Source organism: Phenylobacterium sp. (assembly GCF_035309685.1).
Classification (GTDB): Bacteria; Pseudomonadota; Alphaproteobacteria; order Caulobacterales; family Caulobacteraceae; genus Phenylobacterium.
In genome coordinates this window covers 88,147-101,384 of record NZ_DATGEX010000064.1, presented here as the reverse complement: position 1 = coordinate 101,384, position 13,238 = coordinate 88,147, and the positions used below count along the sequence as shown (strand labels likewise).

12 protein-coding genes are annotated in these 13,238 nt (G+C 65.8%); 4 read left to right on the top strand and 8 right to left on the bottom strand.

All coding sequences use genetic code 11. From position 1 onward, the window contains the following. Window positions 1–267: 267 nt before the first annotated feature. From VKQ35_RS19480 to VKQ35_RS19470, 3 genes are all read right to left on the bottom strand, one after another. Complete coding sequence (locus VKQ35_RS19480) at window positions 268–1,074, bottom strand: ATP-binding protein (protein WP_324364387.1); 807 nt, start codon at window positions 1,072–1,074, stop codon at window positions 268–270. An 83-nt stretch (window positions 1,075–1,157) separates the two neighbouring features. Then, on the bottom strand, window positions 1,158–1,775 hold the full coding sequence (locus VKQ35_RS19475; protein WP_324364386.1) for a response regulator transcription factor: 618 nt from the start codon (window positions 1,773–1,775) through the stop codon (window positions 1,158–1,160). Next, window positions 1,735–3,282 (bottom strand): PAS domain S-box protein, encoded by a 1,548-nt coding sequence (locus VKQ35_RS19470; RefSeq protein WP_324364385.1) that lies wholly within the window; start codon window positions 3,280–3,282, stop codon window positions 1,735–1,737. Before VKQ35_RS19470 ends, VKQ35_RS19475 begins: the two co-directional genes overlap by 41 nt. Before the next feature lie 280 nt (window positions 3,283–3,562). Here VKQ35_RS19470 and VKQ35_RS19465 point away from each other — a divergent pair, with 280 nt between their 5' ends. Together VKQ35_RS19465 and VKQ35_RS19460 are read left to right on the top strand one after the other, a co-directional pair. Further along, entirely contained in the window at window positions 3,563–5,641 is a 2,079-nt protein-coding gene (locus VKQ35_RS19465) for a prolyl oligopeptidase family serine peptidase (protein WP_324364384.1), read from the top strand. An 11-nt stretch (window positions 5,642–5,652) separates the two neighbouring features. Then, window positions 5,653–6,321, top strand: coding sequence for a Fe2+-dependent dioxygenase (locus tag VKQ35_RS19460; protein ID WP_324364383.1), 669 nt, complete (start codon window positions 5,653–5,655; stop codon window positions 6,319–6,321). A 213-nt stretch (window positions 6,322–6,534) separates the two neighbouring features. On the opposite strand, the gene VKQ35_RS19455 is transcribed toward VKQ35_RS19460, so the two are convergent. After that, window positions 6,535–6,948: a hypothetical protein gene (locus tag VKQ35_RS19455; protein ID WP_324364382.1), complete on the bottom strand. Its 414-nt coding sequence runs from the start codon at window positions 6,946–6,948 to the stop codon at window positions 6,535–6,537. Window positions 6,949–7,016: 68 nt separating this feature from the next. Here VKQ35_RS19455 and VKQ35_RS19450 point away from each other — a divergent pair, with 68 nt between their 5' ends. Further along, on the top strand, window positions 7,017–7,688 hold the full coding sequence (locus tag VKQ35_RS19450; RefSeq protein WP_324364381.1) for a glycoside hydrolase domain-containing protein: 672 nt from the start codon (window positions 7,017–7,019) through the stop codon (window positions 7,686–7,688). 40 nt (window positions 7,689–7,728) lie between these two features. On the opposite strand, the gene VKQ35_RS19445 is transcribed toward VKQ35_RS19450, so the two are convergent. From VKQ35_RS19445 to VKQ35_RS19435, 3 genes are all read right to left on the bottom strand, one after another. Continuing rightward, window positions 7,729–8,784 (bottom strand): DUF6765 family protein, encoded by a 1,056-nt coding sequence (locus VKQ35_RS19445; RefSeq protein WP_324364380.1) that lies wholly within the window; start codon window positions 8,782–8,784, stop codon window positions 7,729–7,731. 95 nt (window positions 8,785–8,879) lie between these two features. After that, a complete protein-coding gene (locus tag VKQ35_RS19440; RefSeq protein ID WP_324364379.1) occupies window positions 8,880–10,625 on the bottom strand; it encodes a hypothetical protein in 1,746 nt (581 codons plus the stop codon). Window positions 10,626–10,655: 30 nt separating this feature from the next. Next, window positions 10,656–11,840, bottom strand: a complete 1,185-nt coding sequence (locus VKQ35_RS19435; protein ID WP_324364378.1) for a patatin-like phospholipase family protein — start codon at window positions 11,838–11,840, stop codon at window positions 10,656–10,658. Window positions 11,841–12,293: 453 nt separating this feature from the next. On the opposite strand from VKQ35_RS19435, the gene VKQ35_RS19430 reads away from it, so the two are divergent. Beyond that, window positions 12,294–12,581, top strand: a complete 288-nt coding sequence (locus tag VKQ35_RS19430; protein WP_324364377.1) for a hypothetical protein — start codon at window positions 12,294–12,296, stop codon at window positions 12,579–12,581. Between the two features lie 317 nt (window positions 12,582–12,898). Here VKQ35_RS19430 and VKQ35_RS19425 read toward each other — a convergent pair whose 3' ends face one another. Continuing rightward, a complete protein-coding gene (locus tag VKQ35_RS19425; RefSeq protein ID WP_324364376.1) occupies window positions 12,899–13,039 on the bottom strand; it encodes a hypothetical protein in 141 nt (46 codons plus the stop codon). Between the last annotated feature and the right edge of the window lie 199 nt (window positions 13,040–13,238).

The window sequence follows — 13,238 nt, the reverse complement described above, 5'->3', positions numbered from 1 at the left end:
TCCCTAAGATCGAATCCCGCTAGAGAGTCGCCGCTGCGTCGTCAACGGTGGCGGTTGCGATCCGGCTGCAGGCCGGGAAGCGAAGCTCGCCCTACGCCGGACGACCTAAGGGGACACGCGCACGACTTTCAGATGCGGTTTGACCCTGGACCTGCTCGCATTGACGCCGGGCGCGCGGTTTAAGTCATCGAGATGAGGCGGCGCCGCACGCGCCGCGACCCCCGGCACAATGGCGCGGAGCTACTTCGTCAATTCGGCGCTGGCGCCTCAGGCCGCCACGGCGACCGCAGGGGCTGCCGGCGCGTACAGCGTCGCCGTCGTGCCGTGGCCTTCGCGGGACCATAGGGAGAGCGCCCCGCCACAGCTCGCGGCGAAGTCGCGGACGGAGCTCAGGCCCAGGCCCGTGCCGGTCGCCTTGGTGGTGAACAGCGGCTCGGTGGCGCGCGCCAGGGTCTCGGGCGACATGCCGGCCCCGGTGTCGCGCACGGTGAAGCCGACGTAGTCGCCGGGGGTGAGACCCATGCGCCGGGCGTCGAAGCCGCTGATGCGGGTTTCCCGCGCGCTGAGGAACAGGGCGCCGCCGGAGGGCATGGCCTGGCCGGCGTTCAGGCAGAGATTCAAGAGCGCCATCTCCAGGCCCGTGCGGTCGGCCAGGCAGCTGAGCGGCTCGGCGGCGTTGGTGGCGCGCAGGCGCACGCTGGCCGGGATCGCCTGGCGCGCCATGCGGCGCACCGTGGCGATCGAGGCGGCGGCGTCGAGGGTCTCGGCGGCCGCCGCGGTGTCGTGGCCCAGCGAAAGCGTGCGGCGCAGCAGCTCCGCGCCGCGCTCGGCGGCTTCGAGCGCCAGAAGCGCGAGCTTCTGCTGCTCGCCGCCGGCGGTCAGTTCCCCGGCCAGCCGTTCGCTGGCGCTCAGGATCACGCCCAGCAGGTTGTTGAAGTCGTGGGTCAGCGCGCCGGACGCCCGGTGCAGGGCGCCAAGCCGCTCCGCCGCAGACGCGGAGCCCTCGCCCCCAAAACCTTCATTGGCGGGGAGGGCGGCCGAAAGCGGCGGGGACTGGGTGGCTACGCTGCGCATCGAGGGCGAATCAACCACAATCCCGCCACGATTTCACTTCGGCGTGACTACCTAGGTACATGCCCTTAGTGCGTGGCGCGCGCTTAGGCGGCGCCGGCGGCGAGCGTCATGCGGATCAGGTCGGACAGGCTGTCGGCGCGCATTTTCGACATGACGTTGGCGCGGTAGATCTCGACGGTGCGCGGGCTGATATCCAGGCTGGACGCGATCAGCTTGTTGCTGGCGCCCTCCATGATCAGGCCGAGCACCTGATGCTCGCGGGCGGTCAGGCTCTCGATGCGGCGCAGGACCCGCAGGCGGCGCGAGCTGGCGTCGACGGCGTCGTCGTTCTCCTCGAGGCAGGCGCGGACCAGGCGCAGGATCAGTTCGCTCTCGAAGGGCTTCTGCACGAACTCCGCCGCGCCGGCCTTCATGGCCTGGACCGCGACGGTCACGTCGGCGTGGCCGGTGATCAGGATCACCGGCATCAGGCAGTGGCGTTCCTTGAGCGCGCGGACCAGTTCGACCCCGTCCATGCCGGGCATGCGCACGTCGCTGATGATACAGCCGCGGGCGTCGGGGCGCAGGACGTCGAGAAACTCTATGGCCGAAGAAAACCCGCTAGGGTTGAGTCCATCCGACCTTAGCAGCATGACAAGCGAATCGAGGGCTGCGGCGTCGTCATCGACGACGAACACGGTCCTGTCGGCCGCTTGCGCCATCACCAATCACACCTGTCCGCGCTAGTACAAAACAGAAAGCAGCGCCTCCCAGCGGACTGGATTCAACCCAAATCCGTCCGCCGTGGTTCTCGACTATAGCGCGACAAATCGAAAGGCCTAGCCCCATTCCTGCGGGTTTCGTGCTGGCGAGGGGTTGAAAGACTCGCCCCATAACCGCGATATCGACGCCGGGTCCACTGTCCTCGACTGTGGTCAGAATCTTACCGTCAGCATCCGGCCGCGTTGAAATTTTAATTTCACGGTCCGGGAACTTGGCGACTGCATCGATGGCGTTGCGCACCAAGTTAACCACAAGCTGTTGGATTTGGATACGGTCGGCGAGGACAGTATCCGGCCCTTGATGTAGGTCGTAAAATACCCGGGCGCCGGCGTCGCGGACCATTAACCCTATGATGAATTCGATCTCGGCCAAGATGCCGGACAAGCTTTCGCTCTTTTGCTCAGTGCCGCCGCGCGTCGCCAAATCCCTCATTGTACGGATGATTTCACCGGCCCGCACGGCCTGGTCTCCGGCCCGCGAAACCGCATCGATCAGGTCGTCGTTATCGACCTCCAGATGGGCGATCAGGGTGCGCGCGGCGCGCAGGTAGTTGGCCACCGCGGACAATGGCTGGTTGAGTTCGTGCGCCAGGACCGAGGCCATCTCGCCCATGGAATTGAGGCTCCAGACCTGGGTCAGCTGGGCGTGCAGCTCGTCGGACCGGCGCTCGGCCTCGCGCATGGTCGAAAGGTCGCGCAGCACGCCGGTGAAGTAGCGGCGCTTGCCGATCTTCACCTCGCCGATGCGCAGCTCCAGGGGGAACTCCGCGCCGTCGCGGCGCTGGCCGCTCACCTGCCGCGAGGAGCCGATCACCCGGCGCTCGCCGGTCTCGACGTAGCGGCGGACGTGACGGTAGTGCGCCTCGGCGTGGGCCGCCGGCATCAGCACCTTGGCGTTCTGGCCGATGACCTCGGCGGCGCTCCAGCCGAACAGCTGCTCGGCGGCGTGGCTGAAGCCGACGATGCCGCCTTCCTCGTCGATGACGATGGTGGCCTCGGCGACGGCGTCGAGGCTGGCGCGCAGCAGGGCCTCGCGTTCGGCCAGCTCGTCCAGCGCGCGGCCCTGGCGGGCGAGCGTGCGCCGCAGCTGGCCGCCGACCAGCGCGATCACCGAGCCCGCGAACAGGAAGAGCGCCGCCCGCGCGAACTGCTCGGAGGGCGGGATCGCGGCATAGGCGTCGGCCAGGAAGCCGCCCACGGTCATCAGCACGGTGGCGCTCATCGCCGCGGGGAAGCCGGCGAAGGCCGCGCAGATCAGCACCGCCGGCAGGCAGAACAGATAGACCGAGTGGCTGAACAGCGGCCCGACCAGCAGATGCAGCGCCAAGGCGCCGACCGCGGCCAGCAGGGCGATCGCCTGGCCCAGGAAGAAGCCACGCAGCGAAATCGCGCCATCAGCCGCGCCGGCCCCAAAACCAGCCTCGGGGAGCGTCGGGGGAATCGTCACCGAGGGCGCCTCGGAAGCCGCCTTGCGGGCCGCCTCCGGAGGAGACCACATTTTATTCATAGGCTTGCCTTCGCGCCGGCCTGCCGCACGCCCGGTATTCTGCGCCCGCCGCCGCCCACGGATCAATTCAGGGCAAACACCTAAGGGCGCCCGCCGGTTTCGGCGAAACAGGCCTTGAGCTTCCGCCGCGCATCACTCTCTATCGGGCGCAGGCAGTCGGGGAGTTCCTTAGACGATGATCGTGCGCGCGATGGCCGCCCTCTTGGCAGGAGCATTTCTCATGGGCGCCGCCCCGTCCCCCAATTCGGCCCCAAACGCCGCGAACGACCCCTATGCCTACATGGAGGAGGCGGAGGGCGCGAAGGCGCTGGACTTCGCCAGGGCCGAGAACGCGCGCTCGCTGCCGCAGCTGCAGAACGATCCGCGCTACGCCGGCTTCTACGCCGACGCGCTGAAGATCGTCACCGCCAAGGACCGCATCCCGAACGTGGCGATCGCCGGCGACGGCACGCTGCGCGACTTCTGGCAGGACGCCGACCACGTGCGCGGCGTCTGGCGCTCGACGACGCTGGCCAGCTACCGCGGCAAGGCGCCGGTCTGGAAGACCATCCTCGACCTCGATGCGCTCTCCAAGGCGGAGGGCAAGAACTGGGTGTTCAAGGGCGCCCAGTGCCTGCGCCCCGACTCGCGGCTCTGCCTGGTGTCGCTCTCCAACGGCGGCAAGGACGCCGTCGAGGTGCGCGAGTTCGACGTTTCGGCCGGCCAGTTCGTCGCCGGCGGCTTCCACCTGCCGGAAGCCAAGGCCAATTTCAGCTGGATCGACAAGGACACGCTGGCCGTCGCCACCGAATGGGCGCCCGGCGACCTGACGCAGTCGAGCTATCCCTACATCCTCAAGACCCTGAAACGCGGCCAACCCTTGAGCGCCGCCCAGGAGGTTTACCGCGGCGAAAAGACCGACGTGTCGGTCAATCCGCTGGTGCTGCGCGAGCCGGACGGCAAGGTCGCCGCGGTTATGGCCCAGCGCGGCCTCGATTTCTTCAACACCGAGCACCGGCTGATCGGGCCTTCAGGAACGGCGAAGATCGAGCTTCCGACCAAGGCGACGGTCCAGGCCTATGTCGGCGGGCAGCTGGTGGTGACGCTGGAGCAGGACTGGCCCCAAAAGGGCTTCAAGGAGGGCGACCTGATCGCCTTCAGCCTGGCGGCGGTGAAGGCCCATCCGGGCGATCTCAAAGGGACGCTGATCCTGCGCCCGAGCCTCAGCCAGGCGGTGGACGAGGTGAGCTCGACCAAGGGCCGCCTGAACGTCGTGCTCTACGACAACGTCAAGGCGAAGCTCGTGACCTACCGGCACGGGCCGAAGGGCTGGACCTCGTCCGCCGTGGCCCTGCCGAAGGATTCCACCATCAGCGTCGCCTCCACGTCGGAATCCAGCGACCAGATGATCGTCACCGTGACCAGCTTCCTGACCCCCTCCAGCCAGTGGCTGGCCGACGGCGCCACCGGCAAGGCGGCGATGCTGAAGACCTCGCCCGCGCGCTTCGACGCCTCGAAGGACACCGTCCAGCAGCTCTGGGCGACCTCGAAGGACGGGACCAAGATCCCCTACTGGGTGGTGGCGCCCAAGGGACTGAAGCTGGACGGGACCGCGCCCACCCTGCTCACCGCCTACGGCGGCTTCCAGCTCAGCCAGACGCCGACCTATTCCGGCACGACCGGCAAGCTCTGGCTGGAGAAGGGCGGGGTGCTGGTGGTCGCCAACATCCGCGGCGGCGGCGAGTTCGGCCCCCGCTGGCACAACGCCGGCCTCAAGCTCACCCGCATGCGGGTCTACGAGGACTTCTTCGCCGTCAGCCAGGACCTGATCGCGCGCAAGATCACTTCGCCCAAGAAACTCGGCATCCGCGGCGGCTCGAACGGCGGCCTCTTGATGGGCGTGGCGCTCACCCAGCACCCGGAACTCTACAACGCCATCGTCATCCAGGTGCCGCTGTTCGACATGATCGGCTACACCCACATCGGCGCCGGCGCCTCCTGGGTCGGCGAGTATGGCGACCCCGCGGTCCCGGCCGAGCGCGCGGTGCTCGACACCTACTCGCCCTATCAGCTGCTGGCGCCCGGCAAGCCCTATCCGAAGGTGTTCTTCGAGACCTCCACCAAGGACGACCGGGTGCATCCGGCCCACGCCCGCAAGGCTGCAGCGCGGATGAAGGAGTACGGCTACGACTACCTCTATTACGAGAACGTCGATGGCGGCCACGCGGCCAGCGCCAACCTCAACGAGCAGGCGATGCGGGTGGCGCTGGAATACACCTACCTCGCCCAAAGACTTATGGGTCCGGGGCTGATGAACTAGAAGACGGCGTCATGTTCCTGGAGATTCCCGACCTTCTGACCGCCGCCGAGGTCGCCCAGCTGCGCGAGTTCGGCGCCACGCTGAACTTCGTCGACGGCCGGGCGACCAACCCGGACTCGAAGGTGAAGAACAACCTGCACGCCGACCAGCAGGACCCGCGGCAGAAGGCCTCGTCGGAGATCCTCGGCCGCGCCCTTGGCCGCAGCGCCCGGTTCGTCGCCTACGCCTTCCCCAAGCGCATGGCGCCGCCGGTGCTGACCAAGTACCGGCCGGGGATGAACTACGGGGCGCATGCCGACAACGCCTTCCTGCCGATCGGCGCGCGCCCGCTGCGCTCCGACCTCAGCTGCACGGTCTTCCTGAACGAGATCGCCGACTATGACGGGGGCGAGCTGTCGGTGCGGCTCGGCAGCCGCGAGGTCGATTTCAAGCTCGCGCCGGGCGCCGCCGTCATCTACCCGTCCACCACCATCCACCAGGTGAAGCCGGTGACCCGCGGCGAGCGCCTGTGCGGCATCACCTTCATCGAGAGCGAGATCGTCGACCGCGTCAGCCGCGAACTCTTGTTCGAGCTCAACGACGTGATCGCCCAGGAAGGTGAGAAGCTCTCCTGGGAGGCCCGCACGCGGCTAAGCCACGTCACGGCGTCGCTACACCGCCAATGGGGCGACGCGGGGTAGGGCAGGGTACTTCGAAAGATTTGGAGGCCTGACCGGGAATCGAACCCGGGTTCACGGATTTGCAGGCCCTCGTGTCTCCCAATGATTCAATCGGTTGTCGGAAAACCAGGCCTTTTTGTAGTTCAACGAATTCAGATATTTAGTGACGGCCTTGCAAACCAATTGTCCCTCGCGTGGCGGTGGCTTTTGTTGGCATCGATCGACGATGGACGCTTAGCGTTCGGGTGCCCGCTTCCTTGTCCAAGCTCCGAAATCAAATGCGCTCAGCCGCTCTCGGCCCGCTGACAACAGGTCCAGGGCATAGAGACAGGCCATTCGTTCTTCTGGATCTCGGGCACACACAAGTTCAGCGCGCAGGGTGGCGTTGACGTCGAGGACGGCCCTGTCTGTGAGCCACGGTACAATCGCCATCAGCATCTTGTCGGCGCCGGCAAGCCGCAGTTCTTCTTCTGTTATCATCGTCTGTTTCGGCGTGGCGGGAAGGCCATCTTCGGTCGAGAAAGCAAGCTCAATGGACCATTGTTCGCCCACCGATGATAGGCTAACAATCAACCATAACGTGTCAATATGTCTGATGCACGCAACTGATATGGCGACCCTGACACCGTGTCGAATCTCATCGATCAAACACGCGGAAGATCGAGGCCAGCATGGCAGCGCGGCGCAACGACCAGGGTCGCCAGTAGGAGAAGACCATGCCAGGATTTGCCGGGGTTGATACGTCAAGCTTTCCAGGCGCAGATGTGCTCGCTTGGCTTAAAGCGAACAGCAATCTCAGTTGGTGCGGCTACTACCTTGCTCCGGCCCCAAGCCATCACGACATCGGATGGATGGGCAATCGCGAAGCCCTGCAGGCTGCGGGATGGGGTTTGGCTCCCACTTACCTGGGGCAGCAACTCGGCGGATTGGGCAGCCATCAGGTCTCCGGCGCCCAGGGCACGATCGATGGCGCAGATGCGGCCGAGATGATGGCCAATGAAGGCTTCGTCCAAGGCAGCTTCGTCTACCTCGACCTCGAAGACGGCCCACCGTTCGTCTCGCCGCGAACTGACTATGTCGCGGCATGGGTCGCCAGCGTGCAGTCCGCCGGCTACCGGGCTGGTGTCTACTGCTCCCACACGTTCGCCGCGGACGTGCATGTGGCGCTGCCCGCCGTGCGGATCTGGGCGTACCGAGTGGAGACGGCAGCACCACACCCGTTTCCCGGGACAAATTTCCCGGACTCAGCACCCGCGGGATGCGGCTATCCCGGCGCCTACATGTGGCAGTTGGGACAGAACTGCCAAATCGCTGTACCGGGAGCGCCATCGGGCGTCCTTCTTGTCGATCTGAGTAGCTCGGTCGCCACGGACCCTAGCGCCCCCTGATTTCAGGCCTCCCCGCGTCTGAATTCCTCTCCCAGCGCCGTCACATGCCGGGAGCATCGAGCCCAGGCAGGCCTTCGGATTCAAGTAACGCCCAACAGGCATTCTGGTGGGCCTTCACCGCTTCCACGAAGCGGAACCAGTCGCTCTGGCTATAAGTAGCTGGATCGCGCCACGCGCAGGGGAGGGCGTCAGATTGGTCCACATAGTCGGCCATCATGCCCAACAGCCGGTCGGCGCGTTGGCGCAGCGTCGCGTCGCGCTCTAAGACTGCAGAGTTGAACCAAGCATCTTCGTCATAGTCGGGGAGCGCTGCGCCTCCATAGGCTGGCTGCAATGCGCGGGCCTGATAACGGGCTATGCGGGCAGCCCTGAGAGTGTCGTCGGTTGTCGGATCGGACGGTCCAATATCGGCATCGAGATGTTGGCGCAGGATGGCGGCCTCTGAGGTCAGGAAGGCATCGTCGGCGGCGTTGTTGATGTGCCGCGCCAGGCGCCTGAAGAGGGCTTCTGCGGCATCGAGGAAGCGCAGACGATTATCCACGTCGGGCGCGCTCAGCCGACGATCCTGCCAAACCAGCGCCGGGTGGTCGGGCTGGTGGCCGGCCGCCCCGTGTCCAACGCTCAAGAACGCGCCCACCAGACCCCCGTCGGGCATGTCGTTGAACGCGGCGCGGCGGCCGACGAAGTTCTGATGCGCCCAGGTGTCGACGTATCCGTGCGCTGCGACGCCGATCCGGTAGAGATCGTCTGATGCAAGGGCCTCGTCGATCATTTGGCGAGCGACCGCGCTGTCTGGCGTCGTCACCCAGAGGTCTTGCTGGCCGTCAGATCGTTGCGCGCTCGGGGCGTCCGGATCCCCAGGAATGAAATGGAAGATCGGATAGATCCGAAGCAGTTGCGTCGTCGGCTTCAGAATGTTCATCGATTGGCTGATGTAGTTGTTGTACCCGCCATTTGGGGCGCCAGTGATCTGGTACTTGATGTGATTGTCGTCGACGCTCTGCGCCGCATGCGCCAGGGTCTCGGCTTGCCCTGCGCTGAAGCCGGCCCGCGCCGCGATCAGGTAGGTCATGTAGTAGTGGAACTCGATATCCATCTCAGCTCCGACGGTGGGGCGCAGGCCAGCGCCGGATCAGTCCAAAGGGCGAGACTCGCCGCGACTAGGTCGGCCGAGGGCTGCAGTCTCGGCAGTTACGGTGCTTTCGCGGGGCCCTGTGCCGCGGCCGGAGCCGCCGGCGGTGCGACTGGAGCCGGCGCGGGAGGCGGCGCGCCGGGCGGTGTCGCGGCCGGCGCGGAGAGCGTCGGTTGGCCCCAAGTGAAGGGGTCTTCCAATCGATCGGTCACCACGTCGCGATAGGTCAGACCCTTCAGCAGGATCGTGACTTCATTGGCGAGTTCCGCGTAGCGAGTGGCGGCGTTCGGGGCGAATTTCTGGGCGTCAGCCATCGAGGCCACGACGTTGAGCCCGGCGCCCGGGCTAGGGACGCCCAGCGGCTTGCCGTTCGAGTCCACATCGACGCCCGTCGTTGCGGCGACCTTTAAGTCGCCCGCTCGTTTGCGGAGTTCGGTGACCAGGCTGTCCGCGTCGCCGACGCTGGTGGGCTGTGTCAGCCGGCCGCCCACGAAGACCACCTGGGACAGGCCGAGGATCTGCAGCAAGGTGTCGGGGACTTTGAAGCTCTCAAGGTTAGTGAATCCCGAGTAGATCATCGCCACGCCGACGATGATGCTGAACGTGAAGGCCTGAAGCTTGTAAAGATCGACCTTTGATCCGGTCGTCAGGACGTCGCGCCACTTCGGCTTGTCGGTCCCCGGATCGTCGACGGTGAGGACATGATGGCTGACCAGCCAAGCCCAGTTGTCGGCGGTGAATCGATCGCGCGTGGTGTTGACCGCTGTATTGCCCAGGGCCCCCGCTGCGGGAATTCCAAGGAGGAAAACGATCGAGGGCGAGAGTTCGCTCAGCGTGCCCGTCCGCAGCAGCGAATAGCTGACGCCATAGCCCACGAGCATTAGGAAGATCAGGACCTGCAGCTGGGAGAGGCTGGCTCGGCTGAAGATGTCGGCGCTCAAAACCACCGGATCGAAGCACTGCCACCATGGGATTTGGACCCCCTGGTTGCTCACGCGGACCGGCCGAGCGCCCGCACCCGAAAACCGCTCCGATAATTGAGCTTTCGCGGCGCGAGTCGTTTGTCCCGCCAAGAACCGGAGCAGCGCGGCGATGCAATAGACGACGACCATGATGCCAAATGCCGTCAATCCCGCACCGGTCTTGTCGCTTACGCGCACGGGCAGGGCGGCGAACGACACCAGGCGGTTGGTCGCTGTGGCGCCTGCGCTTGTCGCCGGGAGCTTCTGGCACGCCACGACGAACAGCCAATGATGGTCGATCAGCTTGAGGGAGTCGCCATCGTTGATCTTCACCTTAAGCCCGTAGGCGTTGTCGGCCGTCGCCCCGGCGCCCTTCGCATCATCGCTCGGATCAGCCACTGGGTGGACGACCTGTAGGAGGGGAATTTCCGAGGACTTCGCGTTCTTTTCGCCTTGCGGCGCTAGGAAGGCGCGGAATTCAAGATGGTCGGAAGCGGCGTCCTTTGGGTGCAGGTAGGTGAACATGGTCGCCGCCTGCGACGGCAGAATTCCAGACGCCGGCACCACGAAGCCCTTGGCCACGGCCGTCGTCTGGCCCAGCAGGTCATTATAAGATGCTGAACTGCAATCTGGCGTCGCCGCAGACGGCTTCGACTTGTCGCCTTCACCCTGTTTTGGCGTCACGACACCGGGGTCTTGCGCGGCGGCGAGCTTCGCCGCTGGGGTGGCTGGCGTCTGAGCCATGCTGGAGGCGGCGCCGGTCAAAACGGCGGCGGTCACGACCGCCATTGCGACAAGAAGCCAGCGCCGCGCGCCCAGTCCGTGTCGGAGCTTACGCAGCATGGCGAGCCCTCCCAAAGCTTCCATAGACGGTCATCCGAGCGCCTTGCACGCGTTCCACGCGGCCCACGCCCCGCTGAAGGTGCGGTAGCCAAGTTCGGGGCTGAGGGTGTCCGTCTGCATCCGCATCGGCTGGTTGTAGACCTTGTCCGCCAACCACCAGGCGGTGAAGGATGAGATGTAGTCCACGTCTGGCTGAGGGAGAGCCGCCATGCTGATGTTGGTGAGGTAGACGAATTGATCCATCGTCCAATCCCCCGGCGGCGACCAATTCTGGTTTGCGTCAAGCGTGGGACTGATCATCGGATTCATGCGGACGATGCGGCTGTCGGCGGGCGCGGGACCGCCGCCGCCGGTCATGACATGGGCGAGGAATGACGCGATGTCGGGAGGATCGTCGGTGATGCAGCCGGCGAGCTTCGCGACGTCGATGGGGAAACCCTGCTCACTTCGCGCCGCGAAGAGCCCGGAGGCCGGTTGCTGAGCAGGCGGTCCCGGCAGATGGGTGATGCCGGTCCCAATGCTGAGAGCGACGATGTCGGCCGGCGAAACCCCAAGGGTGATCGCCTCGGTGACCCCGGCCAGGACCGGATTGTTGCAGCCGGCGACTGCGCCATCCCAATACCGGCCGTCGCCGATATAGGCGGGCTCGTCAAAGTAGTTCACCGGCGCATTGGAAGAGGCGTGGATGGCCTGCGCCAGCGGCACGTCGCTCGCCGCCCCGACGCCCCAAGCCGCGCTTCCCGCCTGCGCGGAACGGAAAAAACAGGCGCCGTTGCGGTCGAAGTCGAAAGAGGTGATGAGCACATGCAGGTCGTTGGCCGCGCCGGCCCGGCGCAGCCCAGACGCCACCAGACTGAGCGGCTGTGCGCCCGTCTTCGGCATCAGCGCCTGGAGCGCGGACAGCTTGGCTTTCGCGCTGAACTTCGGCCCGAAGCTGGTCAGCCCGCTAATGAGGCCGATCAGCGCTTTTGTGGTGGGCTGGAAGATCGAGCGGCGAAGGGCCTCGGTTTCGAAGTAGCCCAGCACCGTGGAAAGCGGGAGGTCCTCCAAGAGGCCTCCAAGTGTGATCGAGCCTCCTGAGTTGGCCGTCGCCAGATCGAAATCGGCGAGGACCTCATGGCCTGTCGTTGCGGGGGAATAGAGCTGAATGAGCGCGCGGACCTGGATCAGCGCCCACACACCGCCGCCGTCGAGCGAGAGAATCCGGAACGCCACTTGCACCCCCGTGCGCAGTTGCGAGCGAACCTTCGCAGCAAAGTAGGGAGGTTGCAATATGTCTGACCGCAACCTGGAAGGCTGACCGTCGACGCTGGCCGCGGGAGGGGCGGCCCGCAGCCAACGGGATGGGGTTCGGGCGGCTCAGAACAGTGGAAAAGCGCTAGTCTGCACTGAAGGGCCCGGCGGGCCGCGGACCTGCGGCGATCCCGTCGTCGGTCTCGCGTTCGCGCCAGCCGACGGCGCGACGGGCGATGACGGTGGGGTAGGGCAAGGCGTCCGGCTTCGCCAGGGCGTCGACATCGAGGCGGTTACAGTCCGCCGCCGCCGAGAATCTCGGGGGAGTCTGGGGCGCTCTTGGGCGGGGTGAGATTTTGATCCATGTCCCGGCGCTTGAATTAGCGATGTTGCGGTGGACGCACGTTTTGCATCCTGGGCTCGCGAGTCGTCGCCTTGCAGAAGGCGATCATCGCGTCCGCGCTGAATCGCGGAATCGAAGTGGTCCATTTCGCGCGTGCCGATGTTCAGCACTGCTTTTCCGAGGTCGGCGCGCGCACGCGTCTTGAGATCGCTGCGGCGGTGGCGCGCCAGATACCTGCGCTTGCCCATCGCCTCCCGCGACGTCGGGGCGCATGGCTGCCGGAGGATCGGTGGATGGCGTTGTTCAGCGCCGCCGCGCTCGTGCTGACGCACTACCGCCTGGGCGCGGCACAGATCTTTGAAGATCTTTCCGCCGCATAGCGGCCCGCGGACCGGAAGCACGCTCCAAACAGGGGGCGTGCTTTCTTTGGCTGTGATCGGCGGGCCGGCGATAGCACCAAAGCACACTGGAGCGGGCGGGGCGCTGCCGCCAGCGCGCGAATCCCCGACGCGCCCGAGATCAGGTCCAGATAGGCTTGGTAGTCGTCATCGCCGAAGAAGGCCGCTTCACGGTGGTTGCCCCGCTGGGTCGCGTCGTGCGGCGGACCGGGGATGACGACGCGGGCAAGATGGGCCATCGGATATCTTGGGACCGAAGACCTCCGAACGATTCAGGATGCCTGCCATTTCATACAGTGTCACCGTAATCCCCGGTAGAGGATCGTCCGCTTGACGCCCACCTCCAGCGCCAGCGCACTGCGGCTCTCACCGGCCTTCAGCGGGCTCACCGCCGAGAGCCTGAACTCGCGGCTGAACCTTTGTCGTTCCTGCTTGGACATCCGTTCTCCAAAAGAGAACTGTCCCTTATTTCCCTGTCTCGCTACAGGGGGTCACTCCAAATCCGGTTTGTCCGTTACCGATCATTGTTCTTAGGAGTTCGCGGGACGCGACCTGCAAATTGCGTATCAACTCCTCGCCGGGCTCGCCTAGACGTGAGCGTGTGCAGGCCTCGTTGAGCAGAGCCATAAACGCTGCAAA

Excerpts from the sequence above, each read along its gene's own strand:
- VKQ35_RS19450 (WP_324364381.1), top strand. The coding sequence starts at position 7,017 with ATGCCAGGATTTGCCGGGGTTGATACGTCAAGCTTTCCAGGCGCAGAT.
- VKQ35_RS19475 (WP_324364386.1), bottom strand. The coding sequence starts at position 1,775 with ATGGCGCAAGCGGCCGACAGGACCGTGTTCGTCGTCGATGACGACGCC.
- VKQ35_RS19425 (WP_324364376.1), bottom strand. The coding sequence starts at position 13,039 with ATGTCCAAGCAGGAACGACAAAGGTTCAGCCGCGAGTTCAGGCTCTCG.
- VKQ35_RS19465 (WP_324364384.1), top strand. The coding sequence starts at position 3,563 with ATGGGCGCCGCCCCGTCCCCCAATTCGGCCCCAAACGCCGCGAACGAC.
- VKQ35_RS19440 (WP_324364379.1), bottom strand. The coding sequence starts at position 10,625 with ATGCTGCGTAAGCTCCGACACGGACTGGGCGCGCGGCGCTGGCTTCTT.
- VKQ35_RS19480 (WP_324364387.1), bottom strand. The coding sequence starts at position 1,074 with ATGCGCAGCGTAGCCACCCAGTCCCCGCCGCTTTCGGCCGCCCTCCCC.
- VKQ35_RS19460 (WP_324364383.1), top strand. The coding sequence starts at position 5,653 with ATGTTCCTGGAGATTCCCGACCTTCTGACCGCCGCCGAGGTCGCCCAG.
- VKQ35_RS19445 (WP_324364380.1), bottom strand. The coding sequence starts at position 8,784 with ATGGATATCGAGTTCCACTACTACATGACCTACCTGATCGCGGCGCGG.